27 protein-coding genes and 2 tRNA genes are annotated in these 26,869 nt (G+C 69.8%); 21 read left to right on the top strand and 8 right to left on the bottom strand.

From position 1 onward, the window contains the following. The first annotated feature begins 87 nt into the window (after positions 1–87). On the top strand, positions 88–465 hold the full coding sequence (locus ABT304_RS06365) for a YciI family protein (protein ID WP_160026209.1): 378 nt from the start codon (positions 88–90) through the stop codon (positions 463–465). Position 466: 1 nt separating this feature from the next. Next, the gene (locus tag ABT304_RS06360; protein ID WP_350713833.1) at positions 467–1,699 is read left to right on the top strand and encodes an RNA polymerase sigma factor; all 1,233 of its coding nucleotides are present in this window, start codon (positions 467–469) and stop codon (positions 1,697–1,699) included. 18 nt (positions 1,700–1,717) lie between these two features. On the opposite strand, the gene ABT304_RS06355 is transcribed toward ABT304_RS06360, so the two are convergent. Next, positions 1,718–2,332: a TMEM165/GDT1 family protein gene (locus ABT304_RS06355; protein ID WP_350713832.1), complete on the bottom strand. Its 615-nt coding sequence runs from the start codon at positions 2,330–2,332 to the stop codon at positions 1,718–1,720. Positions 2,333–2,578: 246 nt separating this feature from the next. Here ABT304_RS06355 and ABT304_RS06350 point away from each other — a divergent pair, with 246 nt between their 5' ends. The 8 genes from ABT304_RS06350 (at position 2,579) to ABT304_RS06315 (ending at position 14,726) form a co-directional block, all read left to right on the top strand. Continuing rightward, positions 2,579–3,364 carry an HAD family hydrolase gene (locus ABT304_RS06350; protein ID WP_350713831.1) on the top strand — a complete coding sequence of 262 codons (786 nt, stop codon included), beginning with the start codon at positions 2,579–2,581 and terminating at the stop codon, positions 3,362–3,364. A gap of 470 nt (positions 3,365–3,834) precedes the next feature. Beyond that, positions 3,835–4,689, top strand: coding sequence for an urea amidolyase associated protein UAAP1 (locus ABT304_RS06345; RefSeq protein ID WP_350713830.1), 855 nt, complete (start codon positions 3,835–3,837; stop codon positions 4,687–4,689). Further along, positions 4,686–5,477: an urea amidolyase associated protein UAAP2 gene (locus ABT304_RS06340; RefSeq protein ID WP_350713829.1), complete on the top strand. Its 792-nt coding sequence runs from the start codon at positions 4,686–4,688 to the stop codon at positions 5,475–5,477. The genes ABT304_RS06345 and ABT304_RS06340 overlap by 4 nt, the downstream gene beginning before the upstream one ends. Further along, entirely contained in the window at positions 5,474–9,160 is a 3,687-nt protein-coding gene (gene uca / locus ABT304_RS06335) for an urea carboxylase (protein ID WP_350713828.1), read from the top strand. Before ABT304_RS06340 ends, uca begins: the two co-directional genes overlap by 4 nt. Then, on the top strand, positions 9,157–10,851 hold the full coding sequence (atzF, locus tag ABT304_RS06330; protein WP_350713827.1) for an allophanate hydrolase: 1,695 nt from the start codon (positions 9,157–9,159) through the stop codon (positions 10,849–10,851). Before uca ends, atzF begins: the two co-directional genes overlap by 4 nt. 310 nt (positions 10,852–11,161) lie before the next feature. Further along, a complete protein-coding gene (locus ABT304_RS06325) occupies positions 11,162–11,848 on the top strand; it encodes a TetR/AcrR family transcriptional regulator (protein WP_350713826.1) in 687 nt (228 codons plus the stop codon). A gap of 151 nt (positions 11,849–11,999) precedes the next feature. Continuing rightward, a complete protein-coding gene (locus ABT304_RS06320) occupies positions 12,000–13,238 on the top strand; it encodes a hypothetical protein (RefSeq protein WP_350713825.1) in 1,239 nt (412 codons plus the stop codon). Positions 13,239–13,334: 96 nt separating this feature from the next. Further along, the gene (locus tag ABT304_RS06315) at positions 13,335–14,726 is read left to right on the top strand and encodes a cytochrome P450 (protein ID WP_350713824.1); all 1,392 of its coding nucleotides are present in this window, start codon (positions 13,335–13,337) and stop codon (positions 14,724–14,726) included. A 33-nt stretch (positions 14,727–14,759) separates the two neighbouring features. On the opposite strand, the gene ABT304_RS06310 is transcribed toward ABT304_RS06315, so the two are convergent. Then, complete coding sequence (locus ABT304_RS06310; protein WP_350713823.1) at positions 14,760–15,710, bottom strand: helix-turn-helix transcriptional regulator; 951 nt, start codon at positions 15,708–15,710, stop codon at positions 14,760–14,762. Positions 15,711–15,794: 84 nt separating this feature from the next. Here ABT304_RS06310 and ABT304_RS06305 point away from each other — a divergent pair, with 84 nt between their 5' ends. Genes ABT304_RS06305 through ABT304_RS06295 form a run of 3 tightly spaced genes read left to right on the top strand, consistent with a single transcriptional unit; the run spans position 15,795 to position 17,336 of the window. After that, on the top strand, positions 15,795–16,430 hold the full coding sequence (locus tag ABT304_RS06305) for a histidine phosphatase family protein (protein WP_160026217.1): 636 nt from the start codon (positions 15,795–15,797) through the stop codon (positions 16,428–16,430). Next, positions 16,427–16,756: a YnfA family protein gene (locus ABT304_RS06300; RefSeq protein ID WP_160026218.1), complete on the top strand. Its 330-nt coding sequence runs from the start codon at positions 16,427–16,429 to the stop codon at positions 16,754–16,756. Before ABT304_RS06305 ends, ABT304_RS06300 begins: the two co-directional genes overlap by 4 nt. Before the next feature lie 10 nt (positions 16,757–16,766). Continuing rightward, positions 16,767–17,336, top strand: a complete 570-nt coding sequence (locus ABT304_RS06295; protein ID WP_350713822.1) for an NUDIX hydrolase — start codon at positions 16,767–16,769, stop codon at positions 17,334–17,336. Between the two features lie 268 nt (positions 17,337–17,604). Here the strand turns inward: ABT304_RS06295 and ABT304_RS06290 are convergent, their stop codons facing one another. Beyond that, entirely contained in the window at positions 17,605–17,820 is a 216-nt protein-coding gene (locus ABT304_RS06290) for a hypothetical protein (RefSeq protein ID WP_350713821.1), read from the bottom strand. Positions 17,821–17,984: 164 nt separating this feature from the next. On the opposite strand from ABT304_RS06290, the gene chrA reads away from it, so the two are divergent. Beyond that, positions 17,985–19,118 (top strand): chromate efflux transporter, encoded by a 1,134-nt coding sequence (gene chrA, locus ABT304_RS06285; protein ID WP_350713820.1) that lies wholly within the window; start codon positions 17,985–17,987, stop codon positions 19,116–19,118. On the opposite strand, the gene ABT304_RS06280 is transcribed toward chrA, so the two are convergent. Genes ABT304_RS06280 through mobA form a run of 3 tightly spaced genes read right to left on the bottom strand, consistent with a single transcriptional unit; the run spans position 19,115 to position 21,278 of the window. Next, a complete protein-coding gene (locus ABT304_RS06280) occupies positions 19,115–19,702 on the bottom strand; it encodes a bacterial proteasome activator family protein (protein ID WP_350713819.1) in 588 nt (195 codons plus the stop codon). The two genes, chrA and ABT304_RS06280, sit on opposite strands and share 4 nt — an antisense overlap. A 14-nt stretch (positions 19,703–19,716) precedes the next feature. After that, positions 19,717–20,691, bottom strand: a complete 975-nt coding sequence (locus tag ABT304_RS06275) for an NAD(P)H-quinone oxidoreductase (protein WP_350713818.1) — start codon at positions 20,689–20,691, stop codon at positions 19,717–19,719. A 17-nt stretch (positions 20,692–20,708) separates the two neighbouring features. Further along, a complete protein-coding gene (mobA, locus tag ABT304_RS06270) occupies positions 20,709–21,278 on the bottom strand; it encodes a molybdenum cofactor guanylyltransferase (protein ID WP_350713817.1) in 570 nt (189 codons plus the stop codon). Positions 21,279–21,301: 23 nt separating this feature from the next. Between mobA and ABT304_RS06265 the strand changes: the two genes are divergently transcribed. The 4 genes from ABT304_RS06265 to ABT304_RS06250 all read left to right on the top strand — a co-directional run bounded on the left by ABT304_RS06265 (position 21,302) and on the right by ABT304_RS06250 (position 24,284). Beyond that, positions 21,302–22,078, top strand: a complete 777-nt coding sequence (locus tag ABT304_RS06265) for a carbon-nitrogen hydrolase family protein (RefSeq protein ID WP_350713816.1) — start codon at positions 21,302–21,304, stop codon at positions 22,076–22,078. A gap of 86 nt (positions 22,079–22,164) precedes the next feature. Then, positions 22,165–23,874, top strand: coding sequence for a hypothetical protein (locus ABT304_RS06260; protein WP_350713815.1), 1,710 nt, complete (start codon positions 22,165–22,167; stop codon positions 23,872–23,874). A gap of 49 nt (positions 23,875–23,923) precedes the next feature. Next, the gene (locus ABT304_RS06255) at positions 23,924–24,154 is read left to right on the top strand and encodes a biotin/lipoyl-binding carrier protein (protein WP_350713814.1); all 231 of its coding nucleotides are present in this window, start codon (positions 23,924–23,926) and stop codon (positions 24,152–24,154) included. 42 nt (positions 24,155–24,196) lie between these two features. Continuing rightward, positions 24,197–24,284, top strand: a tRNA-Ser gene (locus ABT304_RS06250). 19 nt (positions 24,285–24,303) lie between these two features. Here ABT304_RS06250 and ABT304_RS06245 read toward each other — a convergent pair. Continuing rightward, complete coding sequence (locus tag ABT304_RS06245) at positions 24,304–24,609, bottom strand: hypothetical protein (protein WP_160026227.1); 306 nt, start codon at positions 24,607–24,609, stop codon at positions 24,304–24,306. Positions 24,610–24,699: 90 nt separating this feature from the next. Between ABT304_RS06245 and ABT304_RS06240 the strand changes: the two genes are divergently transcribed. The 3 genes from ABT304_RS06240 (at position 24,700) to ABT304_RS06230 (ending at position 25,724) form a co-directional block, all read left to right on the top strand. Further along, positions 24,700–25,194, top strand: coding sequence for a hypothetical protein (locus ABT304_RS06240; RefSeq protein ID WP_350713842.1), 495 nt, complete (start codon positions 24,700–24,702; stop codon positions 25,192–25,194). Positions 25,195–25,237: 43 nt separating this feature from the next. Further along, positions 25,238–25,331, top strand: a tRNA-Ser gene (locus tag ABT304_RS06235). Between the two features lie 177 nt (positions 25,332–25,508). Beyond that, positions 25,509–25,724, top strand: a complete 216-nt coding sequence (locus tag ABT304_RS06230; protein WP_350713813.1) for a hypothetical protein — start codon at positions 25,509–25,511, stop codon at positions 25,722–25,724. A gap of 40 nt (positions 25,725–25,764) precedes the next feature. On the opposite strand, the gene ABT304_RS06225 is transcribed toward ABT304_RS06230, so the two are convergent. Further along, the gene (locus ABT304_RS06225) at positions 25,765–26,811 is read right to left on the bottom strand and encodes a LuxR family transcriptional regulator (protein ID WP_350713812.1); all 1,047 of its coding nucleotides are present in this window, start codon (positions 26,809–26,811) and stop codon (positions 25,765–25,767) included. Positions 26,812–26,869 lie beyond the last annotated feature (58 nt).

The following is a 26,869-nucleotide window of genomic DNA, read 5'->3' as shown; positions in this document are numbered from 1 at the left end:
TTCTGGGACGATGTAGAACCACGTCACTCGGCTCCGACGTATCCCCGTAAGCACGCCTACGGAAGGCGCCGACGAAAGGGAAGAGCCATGAAGTACGTCATCCTGATCCACTCCAACCCGCAGCCGTGGGGTCACCCGACGGGTGACTTCATCCCCGAGTTCCAGTCGCTGCCGCAGGCCTCCAGGGAGAAGCTCAACGCGGCCTTCGAGGGGATCATGGAGGAGCTCTCGGCCAACGGCGAGCTCATCGGCGGGCAGGCGCTCGCGGATCCGGCCTCGGCCAAGCTCTACCGCTGGGAGGCCGGCGAGCCGATCGCCACCGACGGCCCCTACTCCGAGGCGAAGGAGCATCTGGCCGGCTTCTTCCTGATCGACGTCGAGTCCCAGGAGCGAGCCGAAGAGGTCGTACGCAGCTTCAGCGGCCCCGGTGAGACGGTCGAGCTGCGGCCGGTGGCAACCTACTGACATGACGGTGACGGGAGTCGAGGACGTGTGGCGGCAGGAGTCCGCCCATGTCCTCGGCGCCCTGCTGCGGGTCCATCCCGACCTCCCCGACTGCGAGGACGCCGCCCAGGAGGCGCTGATCGCCGCCAGCCAGAAGTGGCCCTGTGACGGGCTGCCGGCAGACCCGAGGGCGTGGCTGATCCGGGTGGCTCATCGGCGGCTGATCGACCAGATGCGCGCGGACACGGCCCGGACCCGGCGCGAGGTCGCCGACGGGATCGCCCGGCGGCTCGACGAGCCGGACCCGGAGGCGGTGGAGATCGGCTCGGCCTACGACGACTCGCTGCGGCTGATGATGATGTGCGCCCATCCCGCGTTGCGCCGTCCCTCCCAGGTGGCGATCACGCTGCGGTGCGTGGGCGGTCTGACGACGTCGGAGATCGCGGCTGCGTACCTGGTCCCGGAGGCGACGATGGGGCAGCGGCTCAGCCGGGCGCGGGCGACGCTGAAGGACGAGGAGTTCTGCTCGCCGGCGCCTGACGAGCTGCCCGAGCGGATCGCCTGCGTGCTCGACGTCTGCCACCTGATCTTCAACGAGGGCCACACCCGCACCAGCGGTCCGGAGCTGCAGGGCATCGAGCTCACCGAGGAGGCGATCCGGCTGACCCGGATCGTGCGCGGAGTGCTTCCGGAGCACGACGAGGCCACCGGCCTGCTTGCTCTCATGCTGCTGACCCAGGCCCGATCGCGCGGCCGCGTCGATCACCTCGGCGACCTGATCCCGCTCAAGGACCAGGACCGCTCGCAGTGGGACCAGGAGCTGATCCGCGAAGGTGTGACACTGCTGGAGGACGTACTCCCCGAGGGTCCGGTGGGGCGCTACCAGCTGCAGGCGGCGATCGCCGCGGTGCATGCCGAGGCGGAGTCGTACGAGGCCACCGACTGGCTCCAGATCAACCTGCTCTACGGGATGCTCGCGCAGGTCGCGCCCTCGCCGGCGGTCACGCTCAACCGGGCCGTCGCTGTGGCGATGAGTCTCGGCCCCGAGCACGGGATCGAGATCGTACGAGACCTGCTGGAGCACCCCGCGATGCAGCGCCACCATCGCGCCCATGCCGTGCTGGCGCACCTGCTCGAGCAGTCCGGTGACGTCGCGACGGCTCGGGAGCACTACGTGCTGGCGGCCCGGCTGACCCGGAGCGTGCCGGAGCAGCGCTACCTGAACCGCCGGGTCGAGTCACTCGACCAGGCGTGACGGCTCGCAGCTGACGGATCACATCTGTACGGCACCATCGATGACGAGGATGATCCCGAAGATCGCGAACAGCGCGGCGGCGCCGTACTTGATCACGTTCTCGGGGAGCTTGCGGCCGAGGAGGGCGCCCACACCGATCGCGAGCGCGTCGGCGGCGACCATCCCGACCGTGGAGCCGATCCAGGTGCCGAGCCAGCCCTCCTGAGTGGCCAGGGTGATCGTCGCGAGCATCGTCTTGTCGCCGAGCTCGGCCAGGAAGAACGCGACGCCGACGGCGATGATCGCCATGCCCCTGCTGTTGCGAGCCTTCTTGGCCTCGTCCTCGGTGAGCTCGTCGCCGCGCAGCGTCCATCCGGCGAAGACCAGGAAGGCGACTCCCGCGACGATGGTGATGTAGTGCTGGTGCTCGGCGAAGGCGTCTCCGATGAGCGCGCCGATGGCGACCGAGGCCAGATGGACGATCGCGGTGGCGGCGGTGATCCCGAGGATCACGTCTCGAGCCCGGTAACGGGTGGCGAAGGTCATCGCCATGAGCTGGCTCTTGTCGCCGAGCTCGGCGACGAAGATGACCGCGGTCGAAAGCAGGAAGGCGTACACGGGGTTCCTCTCCGGCACCGGCCGGAGGAGTCCCATGAGGGGTTGATCGTCCTTCGACCAGCACCGTCATGTTGATACGGATGCATGGTCGAAGGTCTCGTCCGCCACGTCGTGGCCGATCGCGCCGGGCCCTGAGGCCAGTGTGTCGACGCGACTGTTGAGGACTACTCCCCTTCGCGGCTTCAGTCTAGGCGACGGGTCTGACGCGGCCGCATTCGGGAGGTCGCCGGCCGGTTCGCCGAATTCCGTCATCCGAGATCCGATCCTGGTTAGGCTGACTTCATGGACGAGGCCGGAGTGCGCGCGGTCCTCTTCGACTTGGACGACACGCTCGTCCCGAGCGGCCACCCCGCCGAGCACGCCGCGGTGGCCAGGGGGATGGGCGCGGATCTCGGTGTCGACCCCGATGCCTTCGCGGCCGCGGTCGCGGACACCTTCGACGAGCGCGTACGCGGTCTGATGGCCGATGTGCACCACACCGTGCGCTACCTGGCCCGACGGGTCGGCGGGTCGCCGACCGAGTCGCAGGTGGAGAGCGCGATCACGCGGCTGCTGAACTTCTCGCTCTCCCTGCATGCCGCGACCTGGGCGCTGCCGGCGCTCGAGTCGCTGCGCAAACGAGGGTTCAAGCTCGGCCTCGTCGCCGACTGCGGGGCGGAGACCGTCGCGATCTGGCCGCAGAGCCCGCTCGCGGACCACCTGGACGCCGTCTCGTTCTCCTGCCAGACGGGCGTACGCAAGCCGGACTCGGGCGCCTACCTCGTCGCCGCGGCGGCGCTGGAGGTGCGCACGGGCGAGTGCGTCTACGTCGGTGACGGCGCCGACCACGAGCTCAGTGGCGCCGAGGCGGTCGGGATGCGGACCGTGCGGTTCCGGTCCCGGGCGCTCGAAGAGCTCGACGAGGGTGTCGCCTCCGACCCGGATCCCGACTGGAGCGGGCCGACGATCAGCGACCTGGGCGAGCTGGTCGGGATGATCGGGATCCCGATTCCGCGCGAAGGGTCCGCATCGCGGACGTTCGTCTCCGGCAATGTGGTGCCGTGGGGTTCCAAGAGATCGTCCCGCTGATCTCCGGGTGAGGTCGGCGCTCGTCCCGGTCGGCGTCTCGAGATGGCGTCCGTCGTCGGGTCAGGGTCCCACTTCTGAGGGCCGATGTCAGCCGAACCAGCGATTCGCCGGGCGTTCGGTCCGCTCCTCGGCACGGTGCCGGAGCGCCATCGAAACGGTGTCCGATATCACACCGAGCCTGTTACCTGTCTTTTGACAGGTTGAGCGCCTGCCGGGCCGGCCCTGTCTTCCCGGGGATCGCTCCATCAGGCGGCACCGCACGCGGGAAATCGGCAGCAAATGCTCCTTCCCCCCTAGCGAGTTCCGACCGAAAACGGTAAGAATCGATCGACCGACAGGGAAGAATTTCTCCGACTCCGACCCCACATTTCGGACTCAGGTTTCCAACAGTCTTGGTTTGCCCCCGACGCCCTTGACCTACATGCTTACCTGTCAGTCGACAGGTTAATCATGCTTCAAGGAGGACCCGGGTGGCGCTAGCTGCAGACCACAGCACGGACACGGTGCTGAACGCACGGGCAGATGCTCGCGCGCAAGGGGGGCAGGTCAGCGACTGGATGCCGTACCTACCGGCTTCGTCGAGCCCGTTCTGTCCGGACGACGTCGACCCGGACACCCTGACGTGGGCCGAGACGGTCGCACCCGGGAGCTACACCCACAAGGTCCTCGCCCGCGGTACGCGGTTCCGGCTCGAGGACCCGACCGGTGAGGCCTGCGCGCACACCCTCGTCTACAACGCGCTCGAGCCGACCGAGCGGCTCAACGTCGCGGACACCCAGAAGATCCCGTGGCAGGCGTACCTCGGTACCGGCCACCCGCTGCTCTCCGGTGACGGCCGGGTGCTCGCCACGATCATCGCCGACACCTCGGGCCGGCACGACGCGTTCTGCGGGACGAGCACCGCTGCCTGGAACGCGCTGCGCTACGGCACCGCGCTGCCCGAGGGGCCCGCGCCGGCCGGCCGTGATCTCTTCGTGAAGGCGGCTGCCAAGCACGGGCTCGGGCCGGCCGACGTACCTCCGTCGGTCTCGTTCTTCCAAGGAGTCCGGGTCGCCTCGGACGGGAGCTTCGACTGGGTCGGCTCGTCAGGGGCGGGTACGTCGGTCGAGCTTGTCGCCGAGCTGCCCCTGATCGTGCTGATCGCCAACGTCCCGCACCCGCGCGACCCACGTCCGGAGTACGTCGTCGGGCCGCTGCGCGTGCACGCCTGGCGTACGCCGGAGACCAGGCCCACCACCCCGGCGGACGAGCGTTTCGACGCCTCTCCGGAGGTTCGGCGGGCGTATCTGAACACACTCGACTATGCGGAGGCTCGGGGCCTGTGACTACCACGATCGACAACCCGGTGATGAGGCCTGTGACGACCATTCCCGTCCCTGTGACCACCTATCTGACGCCCGACGGACAGCTGGTCTCCAGCGTCCCGGTCGGTGCGTCGTACGCCGACAACACCCACCTGGAGTGGGGTGACCCGCTGGTGCCGGGTGCTGTCGTGCTGGACGAGCAGGTGGCTCCGCGGGCCTCGTGGTCGGGTGTCGTACGTGCCGGGCAGGTGTTGACGATCGTCGATGTCGGCGGCAACCAGTCGGGTGACTGCCTGCTCTACAACGCGCACCACACCGACGAGCGCTACAGCGCTCCGGACACGCTCGCGTGGCAGGACAACGCCTACATCCGCACCGGGACGGTGCTGCGCAGCAATCTCGGTCGTGCCCTGATGACCGTCGTCGAGAACGAGATCGACCGCCAGGACACCATCGGCGGCGCCTGCTCGCGCGAGTCCAACACGCTGCGCTACGGCCACCACGTGATGTATCACCACGGCTGCCGCGAGAACTTCCTGACCGAGGGCGCCAAACACGGGCTCGGCATGCGCGACATCGTCTCCAACATCAACTGGTTCATGAACGTGCCCGTCGAGGAGGACGGTGCCCTCGGCATCGTCGACGGCATGTCTGCGCCCGGGAAGCGGGTCGCGCTGCGCGCGGAGATCGACACGCTCGTGCTGATCTCCAACTGCCCGCAGATGAACAACCCCTGCAACGACTTCAACCCGACGCCGCTGCGGATGATCGTGTCCGAGCCGGATGTCGACTACGAGGCCGACGCATGACCTTTGGTTCTGAAGCCGGACTGTCCTTCGACACCGTCCTGGTCGCCAACCGAGGGGAGATCGCCCGCCGGGTGATGCGCACCGCGCGCGAGCTCGGGATGCGTACGGTCGCGGTCTTCTCCGAGGCCGACCGAGCGGCACCACACGTGCGGGAGGCCGACGAGGCCGTGTGTCTGGGCTCCGCGCCCGCACGGGACTCCTACCTCCGTGGCGACCTGATCATCGCAGCAGCCCTGCGCACCGGCGCGGGGCTGCTCCATCCCGGCTACGGCTTCCTCTCCGAGAGCGCCGCCTTCGCCCATGAGGTGGAGGCCGCGGGGCTTCGGTTCGTCGGCCCGACGCCCGAGCAGATCAGCGCCTTCGGCGAGAAGCACTCGGCCCGGCGCCTCGCGGAGAACGCCGGGGTGCCGATGCTGGCCGGCACGGGGTTGCTCTCCGGGCCGGACGAGGCGGCCGAGGAGGCTGCTCGGATCGGGCTGCCGGTGATGGTCAAGGCGACCGGCGGTGGTGGCGGCATCGGGATGACCGCGTGCAGCTCGGAGGAAGACGTCCGGGTCGCGTTCGAGCGGGTCGCCCGGCTCGCCCAGACCAGCTTCGGCACCGCCGGGGTGTTCCTCGAGCATCTGGTGCGGCCCGCCCGCCACGTCGAGGTGCAGATCTTCGGCGACGGGGAGGGCCAGGTCGCCGTGCTCGGCGACCGCGACTGCTCGCTGCAGCGCCGCAACCAGAAGGTGATCGAGGAGGCGCCCGCGCCCTCTCTTCCCGAGCACGTGCGGACCGTCCTGCACGACTCCGCGCGCCAGCTCGCCAAGTCGGTCTCCTACCGCTCGGCCGGGACCGTCGAGTTCGTCTACGATCCGGGCCGCGAGCTGATCTCCTTCCTGGAGATGAACACGCGCCTCCAGGTCGAGCACGCGGTCACCGAGCAGGTGATGGGCATCGACATCGTCGAGCTCATGCTGCGGCTCGCTCGTGACGGGGTCACCGCCCTGCCCGACGAGCTGTTCCGCAAGTGCCCCGCGCCCCAGGCTTACGCCGTCGAAGCACGCGTCTACGCCGAGGACCCGGCCAAGGACTCGATGCCGTCGTCGGGCCTGGTCACGCGGGCGGTGCTGCCGACCGACGCTCCTGGCGTCCGGGTGGACTCCTGGATCGAGACCGGGCTCGAGGTCTCGCCCCACTACGATCCGCTGCTCGCCAAGGTGATCGCCACCGGGTCGACCCGCGACGAGGCGCTGGACAGGCTGGGCTCCGCGCTCGCGCAGACCCGGATCGACGGGATCGTCACCAACGTCTCGGCGCTGCGCGCGATGACGACGTACCCAGAGCTCCGCTCGGCGACGCACTCGACCTCGACCCTGCCCGAACGTGCCAAGCAGGGCCGCGGCGGGGACCCCGATCCGCGCATCGACGTGCTCGACCCGGGCGTGCTCACGACCGTCCAGGACCTTCCCGGCCGGGTGGGCTACTGGCAGGTCGGCGTACCTCCGTCGGGTCCGTTCGACCCGGTCTCGTTCGCCGAGGCCAACCTGGCCGTCGGCAACCACCGGGGTGCCCCGGGCCTCGAGGTCACGGTGCCGCTGGCAACCGGCCGGGCGACGGCCGTGGGGCCGACGCTGGTGTTCTCCGATCCCGCCGTCGTCTGCGTGACCGGTGCCCCCATGCCGGTCAGCGTCGACGGTGCCCCCGTCCCGCAGTGGGAGCCGATCGAGCTCCCCGCGGGGGCGATGTTGACGCTGGGTCGCACCGACGGGCCGGGCCTGCGGACCTACATCGCGGTCCGAGGTGGCCTGGACGTGCCCGACTATCTCGGCAGCGCCTCGACGTTCACGCTCGGCGGGTTCGGCGGTCACGCCGGGCGTACGCTCCAGCGCGGTGACGTGCTCCGTCCCGGAACCGCGGTCGACCCGCAGGCGCTGCCCGCGGCGACGCCGGTGTCACGGCGGCCGGCGCTGACCAACACCTGGGAGATCGGCGTCACCGAGGGACCGCACGGTGCCCCGGAGTTCTTCACGCGCGCGGACCTGGACCAGCTCTACTCGGCGAGCTACCGGGTGCACCACAACTCGGCTCGCACCGGCGTACGCCTGATCGGGCCCAAGCCGACCTGGGCCCGTGCCGACGGTGGCGAGGCCGGGCTGCATCCCTCGAACATCCACGACACCCCGTACACGGTGGGGTCGCTCGACTTCACCGGCGACACCCCGATCATCCTCGGTCCCGATGGACCGTCGCTGGGCGGCTTCGTCTGCCCGGCGGTCGTCGCCAGCGGCGAGCTGTGGAAGATCGGGCAGCTGCGGCCCGGCGACACGGTGCGGTTCGTCCCGGTGCGGGAGGGCAAGGCCGCCGGCCTGGTCAACCATCGGGCCTCCCTGACGGTGGCCGGCGGTGCGGGTGGCGACGGCGACGACGGTGTGCTGGGCCGGTTGCCCGAGACGCCGGCGCGCCCGGAGGTCACCTACCGACGCAGTGGGGACAACTCCCTGCTGGTGGAGTACGGGCCGATGACCCTCGACCTGGGGCTCCGGATGCGGGTGCACGCGCTGCAGTCGGCCCTGGCCGAGCACGCGCCCGCCGGCATCATCGACGTCACTCCGGGGATCCGGTCGCTGCAGGTGCACACCGACTCCTCGGTGCTCCGGGCCGGCCAGGTCGCGGGGCTGCTGCGGGAGCTGGAGGAGGACCTCCCGGCCACCTCGGAGCTGACCGTGCCCTCTCGGCGGGTGCGGCTGCCGCTCTCCTGGGACGACCCGGCGACCCGGGAGGCGATCGAGCGCTACACCGCCGGCGTACGCGACGACGCGCCGTGGGCGCCGTGGAACATCGAGTTCATCCGCCGGATCAACGGGCTCGGCTCGGTCGAGGAGGTCCACCGGACCGTCTTCGACGCGACGTACCTGGTGCTCGGGCTGGGCGACGTCTATCTGGGCGCGCCGGTCGCGACGCCGCTGGACCCGCGGCACCGGCTGGTGACGACGAAGTACAACCCGGCACGCACCTGGACGGCGGAGAACTCCGTCGGGATCGGCGGGGCGTACATGTGCATCTACGGGATGGAGGGGCCGGGCGGGTATCAGCTCGTCGGGCGGACGACGCAGGTGTTCAACCGCTTCCGCCGGTCCACCTCGGCCGGCGGGCTCTTCCACGACGACCCGTGGGCGCTGCGGTTCTTCGACCAGATCGAGTGGTACCCGGTCTCTGCCGAGGAGCTTCTGGAGCTGCGGGCCGAGGTGGACGCCGGACGCGGCGAGTTCGAGACCAGGGAGGGCACCTTCTCGATCAAGGAGTACGACCGCTTCCTCACCGCCAACGCGGACTCGATCGCCGCCTTCCGTGACCAGCAGTCCGCCGCCTTCGAGGAGGAGCGGCAGCGCTGGATGGCAGCGGGGGAGTTCGACATCTGCGACCGCATCGACGCGCGGGGCGAACCGTCGGAGGTCGACGTGCCGGAGGGGTGCGTGCAGGTGACCGCGCCGTTCACCTCGACCGTCTGGAAGGTCGTCGCGAGTCGTGGTGCGCGGTTGACCCAGGACGCCCCGCTGATGGTGGTCGAGGCGATGAAGATGGAGGCGAGCGTCCCGGTTCCGGTCGCCGGCGAGGTGGTCGAGGTCTACGTGAAGCCGGGCGAGCAGATCGTCCCGGGGCAGGTCATCGCCGCGGTTCGGCCCCTGGACGCGTCTTGATCCATTCACTTCCAGGCGGTGCGGTCGCCCGCGCCACCGAGGCCCTCGACCGCATCGAGGCCTCGGACCGGCCGGAGATCTGGATCTCGCTGCGTACGCGGGACGACCTGCTCGAGGAGGCCGCCGCCATCGACGCGAAGGTGGCCAGCGGAGAGGTCCTGCCGCTGGCCGGACGCCTGCTGGCGGTCAAGGACAACATCGACGTCCGCGGCCTGCCGACCACCGCCGGAGCGCCCTCGTTCGCCTATCCGCCCACCGCTGACGCCACTGCGGTCGCCCGGTTGCGGGCGGCCGGGGCGCTGGTCGTGGGGAAGACCAACCTCGACCAGTTCGCGACCGGCCTGGTCGGCACCCGTAGCCCGTACGGAGCGGTCCGCAACGCCTGGGACCCGAGCCGGATCTCGGGCGGATCATCCTCGGGGTCGGCGGTCGCGGTCGCCCTCGGTCTGGTCGACCTCGCGCTGGGGACCGACACCGCGGGCTCCGGCCGGGTGCCGGCGGCGCTCAACGGCATCGTCGGGGTCAAGCCTTCGCGCGGGCTGGTGCCGGTCACCGGCGTCGTGCCTGCCTGCTACACGCTCGACTGTGTCACCGTCTTCGCCCGGGATCTCGGATCCGCCCGGGCGGCCGCGGAGCTGATGGCCGGACCCGACCCGTCGGACCCGTTGTCGCGTACGTTGCCGGCGGACGCCGGTCTGCCGCCGGCGCCGCGGGTGGCGGTGCCGACCGGTGAGCATCTCGACGGGCTCGCTCCGGGGTGGGCCGCCGCCTTCCGGGCCGTGGCCGCGCGGCTCGCCGCCGCGGGGATCGAGATCGTCGAGACCGACATCTCGCCGTTGCTCGAGGCCGCCAGACTGCTCTACGACGGCGCCTTCGTCGCCGAGAGGTACGCCGCGGTGGGCTCCCATCTCGAAGCCAACCGCCACCTCATCGGGACCGACCTGGACCCGACCGTCGCCGCGATCGTGCTCGCCGGGGCGTCGGCCACCGCAGCCGACTGGGCACGCGACGTGGCTCACCTGGCGCGCCTCGGGGCGGCGGGGAAGGAGGCCCTCGCGGGGTGCTCGGCGCTGCTGACGCCGACGACGACGTGGCATCCGACGCTGGCCGAGGTGGCCGCGGATCCGGTGGGCGCGAACGCCCGCATGGGCCGCTACACGAACTTCGCGAACCTGCTCGACATGGCCTCGCTCGCGATCCCGGCCGGCCAGGTCGGCGGGCTGCCCTTCGGTGTGATGCTGACCGGGGCCGCCGGCAGCGACCGCACCCTGGCCGCGCTCGGCCACACGCTGCTCAGTCCCTGTGTCGATCTCTTCGTGGTCGGCGCGCACCTGTCGGGACAGCCGCTCAACCACCAGCTGGTCGAGGCCGGCGCGACGCTGCTGCGCCCGGTGTCGACCTCGGCCGACTACCGGCTGTTCGCGCTCGAGACGGCGCCGCCCAAGCCCGGACTGGTCCGGGTGGCCGCCGGGAACGGGGTGCCGATCGAGGGCGAGCTGTGGCGGGTCCCGGCCGCGGGCTTCGGGACGTTCGTGGGTGGCGTACCTGCACCGATGGTCATCGGAAAGGCGACGCTGTCGGACGGCTCGTCGGTTTCGGGATTTCTCGTCGAGCCAATTGCCGTCGAAAAGGCTGCTGATATCTCGGCGTACGGTGGTTGGCGTCGTTACCGGTCTGAGCAGGGCCTTTAACGTTCAGCGTGGATATCGGTTACGGGACCGGGGTCATTCCTCCAGGTGGCACACGACTCTGTTCAGGGGCCTGATCCCCCGTCACACTGGGCAGAATCCGCCAGCATTATCGCCCCGGAAGGATGCTGTGCCGCGCTTATCGGTTCTTCCTGCCATACACTTTGTTGACAGGGAATTCAACCCTCCTGTGGGACTTTCGACTCTGTTCTTTAGGGGAAGAAGACTCTTTCGAGTCTTCCCCGAAACTCGGGAGGCCGCTTAGATGGCGTACATGACAACTAGGCGCTCTCGGCCCGGCCGCCCCAGGCATGTGCCCGATTCGGGTACCGCCTCACCCCGTGACCAGATCCTCGATGCCGCTGCGCGACTCTTCGTGTCCCAAGGCTTCGCGGCGACGTCCACGCGCGAGATCGCCGACCAGGTCGGCATCCGTCAGGCCTCCCTCTACTACCACTTCGCAGGCAAGGACGAGATCCTCGTCGAGCTACTCCGTAAGTCGGTTCGTCCGACCACGGACAAGGTCGACAAGATCCGCAACCAGGTGCCGCCGCTCGATTATGAGACCGCTCTTTATCTGCTGGTTCTCGTCGACGTACGCACGCTTGCCGATGTGGATCACAACGTCGGAATGCTCTACATGCTGCCCGATGTGACCAATGGCGAGGTCTACACCGAGTTCCGCCAAGAGCACGAAGAGCTCGCTGCCGCGTACGCCGATCTGGCCAGCAAAGTGGCCTCGGAGAAGGTGCTCGAGGGCGTCAGTCTGAAGCAGCTGGGCAACATGCTCATCCAGCAGGTCGAAGGCGTCATCAGCATGCGCGCCGAGATGATCACCAAGGACACGGTCCGGAGGATCACGTGCCCGGAGGCGTGGGCGATCGCCTCCTCGTGCCTGCGGATCTGCGGTGTCAGCCAGGACAAGATCCAAGCCGCGAACGCGGTCGCCGTGGAGATGCTCGACGACTTCCTCGAAGACAGGGTTCGCGAGCCCGCCTGAAAGGCAGGCTGACAAGTCGGTAACTGGTGGGTAGGGCTTGCGCGTGTGAGTTGCCCTGTTGAGGCTTGAACGACACACTTTCCGAGCCCGTTGCCCGCTTCCCCACCGCGAGGACCCCACACGTGTGCATTGACCCTTCCGGAGGCCGCTGATGGCCCGGAAGCAGACAGCCATCCTCTCCGTCACCCGCGGGGTCACGACGCTCAACGGCCTGGTGGTGGATCGGCCGTGGGGTGAAGACCCGCATCAGGCAGGCATCCGTGCCGTGCGGGAACAGCTCGCCGGCCCGAGCCGCAAGCCCGTCCAGGTCGTCGCGACCGATGACGAGGCCCGCGTCCGGATGGTCGTCCATCCCGACGGGCAGGTCACCGACGTCGAGACCCTCGAGGTCTTCGGGAGCTACGGCTCGCCCGACGACGTACCCGGCGCGGCCTGGCTCCCCGCCGGCGCTGGGCCCGTGATCATCCAGGGCGTCGTCGAGCCGGACCCTGAGCCCGAGCCCGAGCCGTACGTGCCGCCGGTCCTGGCTGTTCCGGCGCCGGCTGTCGAGCCACCTCCCGCGCCTGAACCACCGCCTGCGCCCGAGCCACCGCCAGCGCCCGAGCCGGAACCCGAGCCTGAGCCCGAACCTGAGCCCGACCCAGTGCCGCCCCCGGCGCCGGCCCCGCCTCCGGCACCTGCGCCGGTGCCTGAGCCGGAACCAGAGCTGGCAGCGGAGCCCGAGCCCGAACCTGAGCCCGAACCAGCGCGCGGAGCCCCCGCCAGGAGGGCCGTCGCCGGGCCGTTGGTGCCGCTGCACCACCTGGAATCGACCCCGTACCGACGGTCGCGGATGACCCGTCGCGGTCGGGTGGTGCTGGTCGTCCTCGCCATCCTGCTGCTCATCCTGATCTACGAGGTCGTACGTGGCGTGGTGACCGGTTCCGACGCCTCGGACAAGAAGGAGCCGCAGAGCCAGCAGTCGGCGCCGAGCGCGGAGGCCAGCGACAAGGCGCCCTCGGAGACGCCCTCGCCGAGCGCGTCGGCATCCTCGGTCCGCGTCGAGCCGACGCCGACTCCCACGCCGACTCCGACCCCCAAGCCGACCAAGAAGCCGGCGCCGGAGCCGACCAGGACGCTGTCGGTGGAGGCGATCGCGATGACCGAGGCCATCGGGCTGCGGATCGACGCCAGCAGGCTGCCGGTGACGGCCACGATCGCGATGGATCCGTGGGGTGCGCCGGAGCGGTTCACGCGTACGGTCACGATCACCGAGCCCGACCAGCTCGTCGTGGTCAAGCCGGTCGCCTCCGGGCACGCTGAGTGGAGCGTCCGGGTCGACGGGGCCAAGAAGGTCACCGGCTACACCCACTCCTGGCCCAAGGGCGATCGCGAGTTCGTGCGGCGCTGACCTGCCCGGGCTGAATTGCTACTACGGTCGGATGTGGCGGCCTCCGGCGCGGCGTACGCTGCATGAGAACGTGTTCCTGCGCCTCGGAGGTCTCGCATGCCGCTCAAGATCACGCCGCCCGCCGGCACCCGCACGATTGCCGGCCGGACGCTGGGTCGGACGCTGGGCACGGTCGAGCGCACCGCCAAGCAGGGCGTGCGCTGGGCGCTGGGGCACGGGTTGCCGCGTACGGCGATCGTTCGGTCCGCGCGAAAGGGTGACCTCCAGGGTGACCTGATCCTGAGCGGGCCCGGGTCGCACACCTTCGATCTGGTCGACCTGTTCGAGGAGTTCCGTGCGCGCGGGCCGCTCTACCAGGGCGGGTTCAGCTACCTCGCGGTCGACCACGAGGTCATCAAGGAGGTGCTGACCAGCAACGACTTCATCACCGGGTTCTTCGCGCCCGACGAGTCGGGCACCGGCCTGCTGGCGAGGGCGGCGAACTGGTCGGCCAGCGACGTCTTCGCCCCGCTCCAGCCGCCGTCGCTGCTGGCGACCGAGCCGCCGGAGCACACCCGCTACCGCAAGCTGGTCACCCGCGTCTTCACGGTGCGTGCGGTCGAGAAGCTGCGCGCTCGCACCGAGGAGATCGCCCGGGAGCTGCTCGACGACCTGGAGAAGGAGGCCGCGTCCGGGGCCGACGTCGACCTGGTCACCCGCTACTGCGGGCTGCTGCCGATCACGGTGATCTCCGAGGTGCTCGGCGTCCCCGTCGACCTGCGCGAACGCATGCTCGAGCTCGGCAAGGGCGCGGCGCTGAGCCTCGACATCGGGCTGGACTGGCGCACCTTCCGCGACATGGAGGCCTCCCTGGAGGAGTTCGACACCTGGCTCCGCGGCCATCTGGAGTATCTCGCCGAGCACCCCGGTGACGACCTGCTCAGCCAGCTCGTCGCCCTCCGCGACGACGGCGACCGGCTCAGCGAGCGGGAGCTGCGAGCGATCGCCGGCCTGGTCTTCGCGGCCGGCTTCGAGACCACCGTGAACCTGATCGGCAACGGCATCGCGCTGCTCCACGACAACCCCGATCAGCTCGAGGTGCTCAAGGCGCAGCCCGACCTGTGGTCGAACGCCTCCGACGAGATCCTGCGGCTCGACCCGCCGGTGCTGCTCACCGGTCGCGTCGCCCGGCGCGACTCGACCATCGCCGGCCAGGCGATCCCGCGCGGCACGATCATCAACACCGTGCTTGCCGCCGCCAACCGCGACCCCGCCGTCTTCACCGACCCGCACGCCTTCGACGTCACCCGCGAGAACGCCCGTGACCACCTCTCCTTCTCCAGCGGCCGCCACTTCTGTCTCGGTGCCGCCCTGGCCCGGATGGAGGGCGAGATCGGCCTCCGCCTCCTCTTCGAGCGCTTCCCCGGCCTCGAGCTCGTCGGCGACCGCGAGCGCCACCCCACCCGCATCCTCCGCGGCTACTCGCACCTTCCCGCAAAGCTCTCCTGACGATTCGGACTACCCCGAATCGGCTGGAGAGGGTCAGCGGGCGGCGGCGTCGAGGAGTCGCTGGCCGAGGACGGCTACGCAGCGGCGTACCTCGTCGCCCTCGACCACCCGGAAGGGGACGGCGCGGCGGGCGAGCTCCTGGGCGTACCAGTCCGGGCTGTTGGTGCTCCCGACGAGACGGCAGTGGTCGTCGTCGATCGGCTCGAGGCGGCCGAGGACGCGCGGAAGATAGCGGTCGACCTGCGCGAACGGCGCGTCGAAGACGACCTCGACCGCATAGGCCCAGCCCTCGCCGAGGTGCTCCTCGACCTCGGTGACGGGGTCGATCTCGGGACGTACGAAGCTGGTCTCCTCGATGTCGACGGCGCCCATCCGGTCGACGCGAAGCACCCGGCGCGCGCCGGCGGTGTGCGACCAGCAGAGCAGGTACCAGCGGGCGTGGCGGACGACGACCGCCCAGGGGTCGACGACCATCTTGCGCTCGTTGCCGTTCTCGGTCGTGTAGGCGATGGTGGTGCGCCGCCGGGAGTCGCAGGCCTGGACCAGGCTGGTGGTGACGTCGGGATCGGGCGAGACGGCGCTCTGGTCGGGAACGGCCGAGATCGTACGCCGCACCGCGGCCACCGTCTGGGACAGCGACTCGGGCAGCACCCGGCCGATCTTGCCGACCGCGCTCCCGACCGGACCGGTGGCGTCGGCGATGTCGTGGTGACCGTCGAGCAGGGCCATCACCAGACCGAGCGCCTCCGCGGTGGTGAAGATGAGCGGCGTACGCATGCCGCGGCCGAGGCGATAGCCACCGTAGGGACCGCGCTCGGACTCGACCGGGATTCCCGCCTCCCGCAGGATCGCGACATAGCGCCGGGCGGCGCGCTCGGTGACCCGCAGCCTCTCGCCCAGGCGCTCGGCGGTGATGCCGGGGGAGGACTGCAGCAGCTCGAGGGTGAGCAGCGCCCGAGCGGTCGGGCTCTCGTCATGTCCCATCGTGGCGGCTCCCGGAAGTAGTTCGTCCGGATTCAGATTAGTCCGTCACCTCCAGCACGGTGGGTCCCGTACCCTTACCGGCATATGAGACTTCTGCTGATCAGACACGGCCAGACCCCGAGCAACGTCTCGGGGGCGCTCGACACTGCCTTCCCGGGGGCGGGGTTGACCGAGCTCGGACTCTCCCAGGCCGCGGCGGTGCCGGATGCGCTGGCGGGGGAGCGGATCGCGGGTCTGTACGCCTCCCGGCTGGTGCGTACGCAGCTGACCGCCGAGCCGCTGGCCAACCGGCTCGGGATGCCGGTCGTGGTGCAGGAGGGGTTCGAGGAGATCAGTGCCGGTCACCTGGAGATGGCCACCGACAAGGAGTCGGTGACGGCCTATCTCGAGGCGCTCGGCGACTGGATCCGCGGCACGCTCGAGACCCCGGTCCCCGGCGGCGAGGCCGGCCACGAGTTCCTGGCGCGCTTCGACGCCGCGGTGCAGTCGGTCGTCAAGCAGCACGATCCCGATGACACCGTCGCGATCGTCTCGCACGGTGCGGCGATCCGGATGTGGACCGGGCTGCGCACCACGCGGTCGCCCGCCTTCGGCGACGACAACCGGATCCGCAACACCGGTCTCGCGGTCGTCGAGGGCAGCCTGGAGGAGGGCTGGACGACGATCTCCTGGAACAACGACCCGCTGGGCGGTGCGCACCTGATCGGCGACGGCTTTTGATCCTCCGCTCGCTCCTGCTGTTCGTGCTGGCCGCGATCGCCGAGATCGGTGGCGCCTGGTTGGTCTGGCAGGGGCTGCGGGAGCATCGCGGCTGGCTCTGGGTGGGCGCCGGGTTCATCGCGCTCGGCCTCTACGGCGTTGTCGCCACGCTGCAGCCCGATGCCCACTTCGGGCGGATCCTGGCTGCGTACGGTGGTGTCTTCGTCGTCGGCTCGATCGCCTGGGGGATGGCGATGGACGGCTACCGGCCCGACCGCTGGGACATCGCCGGTGCGGCGCTGTGCCTGGCCGGGATGGGCGTGATCATGTACGCGCCGCGTGGGTGAGGATGGCGTCATGGCCTCCGAGGAAGACTCCCCACGCACCTTCGTCCCGGTACCTCCGGAGGAGCGGCCACGCCGCACCCGGAGCACGGTCCGAGTGCTCCTGATCGACGACCGCGACCGGATCCTGCTCTTCGCCGACTCCGACCCGGGCATCCCGGGAGCGCGCTGGTGGATCACTCCCGGAGGCGGCATCGACCCGGGCGAGAGCGAGCGAGTCGCCGCGGTCCGCGAGCTCGAGGAGGAGACCGGCCTCCGGGTCGCCGAGGCCGACCTGCTCGGGCCGACGATGCGGCGCACCGTGGTGCACGGCTACAGCGACGTGGTCATCGACCAGGACGACGTCTTCTACGCGTGCTGGGTGCCGGCCTTCGAGGTCTCCACCGCCGGCCACACCGAGGAGGAGCTGCTCACCATGGCCGAGCACCGCTGGTGGACGCCCGAGGAGCTCGCTGCGACCGACGAGGAGATCTGGCCGGCGGTGCTGCTCGACCTGTGGAAGGACGCCGACGTACGCCGCGACGCGGCCGCCTCCGACCCTGCCGATGGCGGATGGGTGGAGGAGTCGTCGGTCCCGGCCTGACGTCCCTTTGTCTGGAAACGCCGCAGCCGACCATCCCCCTCGATGGTCGGCTGCGGTCTTGCGAGATCTGGTCGACATCCCTCGGTGCGACGAGACCTCTCGCGCGTGTCGCCTGCTCGAGCGTGAATCCCCCGATCCCGCTCGTGCGACGACACTCAGTCCGTGGTGCGGCCCCCCGACCGCGCCCTGGCCCTCCCCCTCAGTAGGCCCAGGGCGTCCACCCACAGCATCAGGCTGTGTACGACGGACCGAAGATGTAGGCGCATGATCAGCGGAAGGCGCCGAGCGCGACGATGCCGGTGGCCGCCACGGCGGCGACGCCGAACATCGTGGTGCCGACGGCCGGCGGCATCCCGCCGCGGTGCTTGTGCTCGGACGGGTCGGGCTTGCGGAGGCTGCGGACGGCGTCGAGCACGTTGTTGCGGAGCGACTCGACGGCGGTCAGGTCACTGCGGTGACGTGCGGTGATCGTGGTGGTAGCCATGGTGTTCCTCTTCTCGGCGGACGGCGCTGGCCGCCCGTTGTCCGGCGGCCTTCACGTGAGAGAAACGGGGTCGGGAGCGGGTCATGACGCGGCTTTTTGCCACTTTGGGGTCACAGAAGATCCACAACTAAGAAACATCAGGCCGAGCCCGTACGCTGCGCGTCATGACCACGTTGGTGGAGATCACTCGGGAGTGGGGCCGGATCGGCGTCATCGGGTTCGGCGGTCCGCCCGCCCACATCCGCCTGCTGCGGGAGACCGTCGTCGAGCGGCGTGGCTGGGTGGAGCCGGAGGAGTTCGAGGACGCGATCGCGACCTGCAACCTGCTCCCCGGACCCTCCTCGACCCAGCTGGCCATCTTCACCGCCTGGCGGGTGCGCGGAGCGCTCGGCGCTCTGGTCGGCGGGCTCGCGTTCATCCTGCCGGGGCTGGTGCTGATCCTCGCCCTGGCGGCGCTGTTCCTGGGCGACCCGCCCGCGTGGGTGCTGGGCGCCGGCGCCGGTGCCGGCGCGGCGGTCGCCGCGGTCGCGGTCCAGGCGGGCTGGGCGCTGGTGCCGTCCTCCTACGAGCGGACCCCGTCGCGTCCGCGATGGATCCTCTACGCCGTCGTCGGCACCGTTGCGGCCGCGACCACCGGTGCCTGGGTCGTCCTCGTGCTCGTGGGCGCCGGGCTCGTCGAGGTGGCGATGCGGAGGCCGTGGCGTACGAACTCCTTCCAGTCCCTCCTGACCGTGCCGGTCCTGGCCCAGGGAGCGCTCACCACCGCGGTGGCAGCGCCGCTGGCGTGGACGGCCTTCAAGGTCGGCGCGCTGTCGTACGGCGGCGGGTTCGTGATCATCCCGCTGATGCAGTCCGATGCGGTCGACCGCTACGGCTGGATGAGCGACGCCGAGTTCCTCAACGCGGTCGCGCTCGGGCAGATCACCCCGGGCCCGGTCGTCCACACCGTCGCGGTCGTCGGGTTCGCGGCCGCCGGACTCCTCGGGGCGCTGGGTGCTGCCGTGATCGCATTCGGGCCGTCGTTCGTGATGATCATCGCGGGCGGACGGCACTTCGAGGCGCTGCGCTCCTCGCCGCTCGCACGTGCCTTCCTCGACGGCGCCGGGCCGGCTGCGATCGGTGCCATCCTCGGGTCTGCGGTCCCGCTGGCGATGGCGACGAGCGCGTGGTGGCAGTGGGTGGTGCTGGCTGCCGCCGGCGTACTCCTGCTGCTGCTCAAGCGTGGGGTCGTGCTCACGCTGCTGCTCGCGGCAGGGGTCGGGGTCGTCGTGGCTCTCGCCGGTGGGCCGCTGCCTTAGAGGTAGAGACCGCCGGAGGAGCCGTGGTCGTGCTGGCCGTCCTGCTGCGGCCCGCCCTGGCCAGGGGCCGGCTGACCTTCGGGGGAGAGGCTCACGCCCGGCGGCAGGCCCTTGCGGATCTGCTCGAACTGGGCGCGCGCGGCGACCTGCTGGGCGTAGATGGCGGTCTGGATGCCGTGGAAGAGACCCTCGAGCCAGCCGACCAGCTGCGCCTGCGCGATCCGCAGCTCACCCTCGGACGGCGTCTGCTGCTCGGCGAACGGCAGCGAGAGCCGCTCCAGCTCCTCGACCAGCTCCGGCGCGAGCCCGGACTCGAGCTCCTTTATCGAGGCCTGGTGGATCTCACGGAGCCGGTTGCGGGAGGCCTCGTCGAGCGGAGCGGCCTTCACCTCCTCGAGCAGCTGGCGGATCATCGAACCGATCCGCATCACCTTCGCGGGCTGCTCCACGAGGTCGGTCACATCGCGCTCTTCGTCCCCTTCGGCCTCGGGCGCGGTGGCGTCCTTGAGTACGTCGGCGGGCACCGCGATCGGCTGCCCGTCGGGTCCGATGACCACGACTTCCCCGGTCTGCTCCTGCGTCATGGGCTCAACCCTACCTAGCCTGCGGTGGTCAACAGGATCTTGCCGGTGTGCGTGCCGGACTCCATGAGGAGGTGCGCCTCGGCGGCCTCCGCGAGCGGGAGTACGTCCTGCACGACCGCCTTCACCTCACCGGCCTCGACCATCGGCCAGATGCGCTCGACGACCTCGGCGCAGATCGTGGCCTTCTGCTCGACCGGGCGGCCGCGGAGGTTGGTGGCGATCACCGCGGCCCGCTTGCGGAGCAGAGCGTTGATGTCGAGCTCGGCCTTGGTGCCGCCCTGCATGCCGATGATGACCAGACGGCCCTCGGGGTTGAGGGCGTCGATGTTGCGGGCGAGGTACTTCGCGCCCATGTTGTCGAGGATGACGTCGGCGCCGCCGTAGACCTTGGCGACCTCGACGAAGTCCTGGTCCTTGTAGTTGATGGCCACCTCGGCACCGAGCGACCTGGCGAGCTCGGCCTTCTCGGCCGACCCGACCGTGGTGATCACCCGGGCGCCGATCTGGCTGGCGAGCTGGATCGCCATGGTGCCGATCCCGCCGGCACCGCCGTGGACCAGGAACGTCTCGTCGGGAGTCAGCCCGCCGACCATGAACACGTTGGACCACACGGTCGCGGTGACCTCGGGAAGCGCTGCGGCGGTGACGAGGTCCACGCCCTCGGGCACCGGCATCACCTGTCCGGCCGGTACGGCGACCTTCGTCGCGTAACCGCCCCCGGCCAGGAGCGCGCACACCTCGTCGCCCTCCTCCCACTCCTCGACGCCCTCGCCGACCGCGGAGATCACGCCGCTGCACTCCATCCCGATGATGTCGCTGGCGCCCTTCGGCGGCGGGTAGAAGCCCTGACGCTGCAGCAGGTCGGCCCGGTTGAGGCCCGCGGCGGCGACGTCGATCACGACCTCACCAGCTGCCGGCTCCGGGTCGGGACGGTCGGTGACGGTGAGGACCTCGGGCCCTCCGGGCTGCTCGGCTACGACGGCTCGCATGCCTCAACCCTAGGAGGCTAGAGCGACTTCAGGTCCGTCCAGGTGTCGATGTCGCGGTGCTCGTCGCCCTCCGAGGGGACCTCGACGAGATCGAGGTCGGCCAGCAGCTTGCGCAACGGCATCCCGTGCTGCCCCTCGTGGTCCGGGCGGACCTCGGCGAGCCGCTCGGTGGAGAGCACCAGGGCCAGCTGCCGGCGCTCGTCGGGCCCGACGAGCACGGCGCCGTCGTGACCGAACGCCGCCTCCCTGAGCCGCGACAGCGTCCGCGGCCGCAGGAAGGGCATGTCGACGGCGATCACCCCGACGTACGCCCGCGGGGTCAGCAACGCGTCCACGCCGGTCAGCAGGGCGGCGACGGGGCCGCCGAAGCGCGGATCCTCACGGACGAAGGTCACCGGACGCTCGGTGCGGACCGGGTCGCCCACGACGACGACCTCCATCGCGTCGACGACGGCATCCAGTGCCCAGGCCAGCATGGTGCGGCCGCCGAGCTCGATGCCGGACTTGTCGATCCCGTCGAGGCGGGAGCTGCGCCCTCCGGCGAGCAGCACGGCGGCGTATGGCTCCCATTCGTCCCAAGCGGTCACACGGCAGACCCTAGTCTGGAGACGTGACCACCTGGAACAGCCTCCGGATCAGTCTCGTGCAGCACGCCTCCGGCCTCGAACCCGACGCCAACCGGTCCCTCCTGAGCGAGCTGACTCCCGCCGACAGCGACCTGGTCGTCTTCCCCGAGGTCTTCGCCAGGGACTTCGGCAAGCCGGGATCCGACCTGAGTGCGTACGCCGAGGCCCCGGACGGGCCCTTCGGGACCGAGCTGTCCCGGGTGGCCGAGAAGCGCGGCACCACGGTGGTGGCCGGGATGCTCGAGACCAGTGGCGATGCCGACGGTCGGCCGTTCAACACCCTGCTCGTGCGGGGCGGTGCGGAGGCGGCGTACCGGAAGATCCATCTCTACGACTCCTTCGGCTACAAGGAGTCGGACGCGCTGGTAGCGGGCGCGATCGAGCCGGTCGTGGTCGACATCGACGGGGTGCCGACGGGGCTGATGACCTGCTACGACCTGCGCTTCCCCGAGCTCGCGCGGCGTCTGGTCGACCAGGGCGCCGAGCTGATCGTGCTGCCGGCCGCGTGGGTGGCCGGTCCACGCAAGGTCGACCACTGGCGCACGCTCGTGCGAGCGCGCGCGATCGAGAACACCGTCTTCATCGCGGCGGCGGCCCAGTCGGCCCCTCGTTACTGCGGTCATTCGATGATCGTCGACCCTCTCGGGGACGTTCTGGCCGAGGCCGGCGACGGCGACGAGATCGTGTCCGCGACGATCGACCGAGCGGTTCTCGCGGAGGCGCGCCGCACCAACCCCTCCCTGGTCAACCGCAGAATGTGACCCTCGTCAACAACTCCCCGTCACAGCGGTAATACGGATATCGATGACTCGTTAGGTTCACCCCTTCCCCGGTATCCTCGCCTGTTATGGACCGAGCCCCCCGCCGTCGCGCTGACAAGAGCAAGCGTGGCCGTCGTGCAGCCGGTCGCAGCGAGCCCACACCCGCCTACGTGGAGCCGACCTCGAGCGAGGCGCTCGCGTATGACCAGTGGGCGGAGGACGACTGGAACGGCTATCAGGACACCGGCCAGACCTTCGGCGGGCAGAGCAACGGCCCGGGCTGGAGCGAGAACGGCTGGGCCGACGAGACGTGGTACGACGAGCGTCAGGCGGCTCAGGAGCCTCCCTCCACGGGCGGTGGTCGCCGGATCGCCGGCCGTGCCGAGCCGGAGCAGTTCGACGAGCCGAACGGCTACACGGGCAAGCGAGCCGCGCGGACGGCGCCGGAGGAACCCTCCTACGGCGGCTACCCGGCGCCCGAGTTCCAGCCCGAGCCAGCGCCGGCCCTGAGCGGGCCGACCGCGCCACCGCCGAGTGCCTGGCAGGCGCCGGCCTACTCCACGCCTGCCCCCTACCTCGGTACGACCGGCCTGACGCAGGCGCCGCAGACGCCGCCCCACATCCAGCAGCCCGCGTATCAGCCCGACCCCTACCAGTCCGGCCATCTCGAGCCGGTCCACGAGCCTGCCGGCCCCTACGACACCGAGACGTCCGGTCGGCCCACGACCGCCGCCAAGGTGACCTCGTTCCTCGCGCAGCCGCGGGTCCCCGGAGCCGGCGCCGCCCGCGCGGGCCTCGGCATCATCGAGAGCCTGACCGCCGGCACCGTCCGGGCGATCTGGCTGGCAGCGCTGGCCGTCGGCGTGCTCGGCCTCGTGGTCAGCGCCTTCGACCTGGGCCCGGAGATCTTCGGCGGCCTCGGCGCCGTCGTGGTCGGCACCGCCTACACCTTCGCGCTGGCTCACCGCACCGGTGGCCGCCCGCTGATCTTCGGCTCCCTGGCAGGGGTAGCCGGGATCGTCGTGGTGCTCGTGGACAACGAGGCGCTGCGTACGGGTGCGGCGGTTCTCGTCGCATCGGTGGCGGCGGTCCTCGCGGTGATGGCCACCGTCCCGTCGCGTCGCTTCCCGAAGACGATCCGGGAGACGTTCATCGCTGTCGGCATCGCCGCGCTCGGCAGCTTCGCCGCGCTCGGCTTCGAGCCGGTGGTGATGGTCTCCCGATTCGAGTACGCGACGCTGGCCTGCTCGCTCGCGATCGCCTTCTTCGCGGTCTACCGCCTCGGTGCCGGCCTGCACGGCCTCGGCCGACGCGGCGCGATCATCGTCGGCATCGGTGGCCTGATGCTCGCGCTCACCCTGATCTACGCCGAGATGCTGCGCCGCTACGGCAGCACCGGCCTGATGGACTCGATCGACGACATGCAGCGCTGGTGCCGCATCCACATCGGTGGCTATCCGCACCCGATCCAGGCGCTCTTCGGGGTCCCGGCGCTGGTCTGGGGCACCCACATGCGCTCCCGGCGCCGCCAGGGCTGGTGGGTCTGCCTCTTCGGTGTCGCGCTCACCGCGCCGGTCGCCAGCACGTTCCTCAACCCCGATGTCGGGCTCGCCGAGGCGGCTCTCTCGGTCGTCTACAGCATTCTCATCGGCCTGGTGATCGCGTTCGTCATCATCCGCATCGACCTCGCGCTCACCGGCTCGACGGCCGCCGGCAGCGGTCGCAGGGCGGCGCGTGAGGCCGACGTGGCCAGCGCTGTCCGCCCAGAACCGGGCCGCACCCACGCGCTCCTCTGACGCGCTCTCCGGCTGGGGCTACCACGCGGTAACCCATAGGTTCTGGGATATGAGCCGCAGAGTCCCCACCACGATCGCTGCCGAGATGGTCGCGAACGTCATGAGCGTCGGAGTGCAACCCGGGGACAAGGTGGCCGCCGGAGACACCGTCATGATCCTGGAGTCGATGAAGATGGAGATCCCGGTCCTCGCCGAGGCCCCGGGCACCGTGGTGGCGGTCAAGGTCGCCTCCGGAGACGTCGTCCAGGAGGGCGACGTTCTCGTCGAGTTGAGCGCCTGAGGCTCAGGCGCACTAGACTCGGCCACGCGCCTCCGGGCGCATGGAGAGGTGCCGGAGTGGCCGATCGGAACCGCCTTGAAAGCGGTCGTAGGGAGACCTACCGCGGGTTCGAATCCCGCCCTCTCTGCCACAGCTGGACGTCTTGAGACTTAGACCTCTTGCAGGTGCCGATCCACGTCGATCATCAGCCGGCGCAGCTCGAGGAGGAGATCCTCGAGGTCGGTGCGGTCGAGCACGTCGTCGGCGAGGACGGCGAGCCTGCTCAGCAGAGTTCCGCGGTCGCGGAGCGCGCTGACATCGGTGAGGGCATGCCACTCCTGACCGGTGTCGAGGACCAGCAACGCCTCACGTACGCCTCCGAGGCGCTGGCGCACCGACCAGCGCCAGAGACCGACGTTGGCCCCCGGGCGGGGAGCGGCGATAGCGGTATCCAGGGCCCGAAGAGCATCCGACATATTGGGAAGCACACCTGTCATGACCAGATTGTGACCTAGGTCACGTAAAGGAGCAAGCCGATGCGGCTCTCGGCTCCCGTGTCGGCCACAATGGAGAGCGTGTCATCTGCTGAGCTCACCTACTACCGCCTCGCTCCATCCGTGCAGGCCCGCCTCGTCGGCGCCGCCATGGTCGGCCTGGCGCTCCTGGTCTTCGCCGGCACTGCCGTCGTGATCGCGGCCCGGATCGACTTCGCGTGGATCTTCATCCCGCTCGTCGTCGGCGTCGCCGCGGTGATCGGGTTCGGTTGGTGGCTTCGCAACAAGGCGTACGTCCTGCGCGCCAGCGCCCAGGGCTACCGGGTCGCGTTCGTGCGAGGTGCCGGTGTCCGCGAGGCTCGCTGGGTCGACATCCAGGAGGCGGTGACCACCATGCCTGGCGGCACGCCGTGCCTGGAGCTCCGGCTCAAGAAGGGCGGCGCCACCACGATCCCGGTGACCATCCTCAGCATCGACCGAGAGCAGTTCGTACGCGAGCTGCAGGTCTATCTGAAGGCCACGATCAAGCCTCTCGACACCACTGCGGGTTCGTCCGACGCGCCCTGATTGGTCCCAGGACTGCGGGTCTTGTAGCCTGTTCGAGCGGTATGGAGGCGTCGCCTAGTCCGGTCTATGGCGCTCGACTGCTAATCGAGTTTGGGGCTTAAACCCCATCGAGGGTTCAAATCCCTCCGCCTCCGCCAGTTTCAATGCGTTTGGCCCCCTTCTTGAGGGGGCCAAACGCATCTCTGACCTGCAATTTCATGCAATGCAATAGACCGTACGCCGGAACGTGAACTATCCGTAACGCCGTGACGTGCACAATAATCAATCCGTAGGCCTCTCGGCACCTGTCGGCCTCGAGACCAGGAAGGAAGAACATGAAGTTCGTACGCACCGCGGCTGCGCTCGCGCTGGCCTCGGCCGCCACAGTTGTTCTCAGCATGTTCGCCACTGCTCCTGCCCAGGCTGACACCGGGTGGGGCACCATCGTGGCACCTACGGAGAACACTTCGGCTTCGGGTGGCGACACGGGCTGGGGTATCAGCGGGACGTCCGTTAAGGCTCTCAAGGCAGACACCGGCTGGGGCGTCTGAGAGTTGGGTCGGAGCGACGTTGGCGCTCCGACCGAACCGTTCAGTCGTCGATCTCGCCAGTCCCGCTTCGCCCGATCTCGTATCCGAGCTGAAAGCGGGTCTCGGCGTCGAACTCGTCCTTGAGGTCGGCGACGTATCCTGCGTAGGTTCGCGGGCTCACGCCGAGGCGCTTTGATGCCGCCGGATCGGAGTGACCTTCGATGAGCATGCGCAACGTCATCGACCTCTGTTCGCTGGCGATGTCCCTGAGGGTCGATGAGTCGCTCATCGTGAACGGCCGGGCTCGCTCCCATGCGCGCTCGAACACGTCGATGAGGTACGCGACCACCGACGGCTCCCGAATGGCGACGGCGGTGTCGACGCCGTCAGGACTGGGGATGATCGCGATGCTTCGGTCGAAGATCATGATCCGGTTGAAGAACTCGTCGAGCGTGCGAACCTCTCCGCCTGCCGCGGAGACGGCGGAGACGTACTCCCTGGTCTCGCTGCTTCGTCTCGCTGCGTGCTGATAAAGCGTGCGCATCTGGACTCCGCGCTTGATCAACGCTGTGTCTCGGATGATGGCGTTCTCCAGAATGCTTCCCACGCCACGCCGGTTCTGGGGTTGGGCGGTCAGGGCCTCAAACTCGCACTCCGATACGAGAGAGTCGATGAATGGCTGAATCGCCGGAGCGTGGACATAGGTGAACGGACCGCGCTGATCGTCTGGCGCCGAGCGCCGCCAGGCACTACGCAATGCGGTGAAGTCGTTGGCCCACTCAGCTGATTCCTGAAGAAGCCGGATGCCCTCCTGGGTCATGGGCGCAACGATCTGAGCTTGGACGGTGGCTGGGTCGACGGTCACCCAGGTATCCGGTGCGTCATCGGGTTTGCGGACGAGTCCCAGGTCCTCGAGAGCAGTCAGAGCGCCGGCAAACTCGCCACCGTCGCCGATGCGCGGATCCGACGTGGAGATCCCGCCCAAGTCCGCGATGAGCTCGAAGAGCTCGATGCCCTTGGCCTCGAGCAGTGCACGCGTCCCGGGCGTGCGTCCCTCGTCGGTCACGTTCTTCTCCTCGCCGGACGGCGTGGGTTGACGCTTGCTCACGCTCCACCTCCCCGATGCTGTGGCTAGCGCCAGATCTTCTCACACGTGGCGATTTCTG

The sequence above is a fragment of the Nocardioides sp. NPDC000445 genome, assembly GCF_040300245.1.
Lineage (GTDB): Bacteria > Actinomycetota > Actinomycetes > Propionibacteriales > Nocardioidaceae > Nocardioides.
Note: the sequence above shows the minus strand (reverse complement) of the source record. Positions and strands in the feature narration are given on the sequence as shown.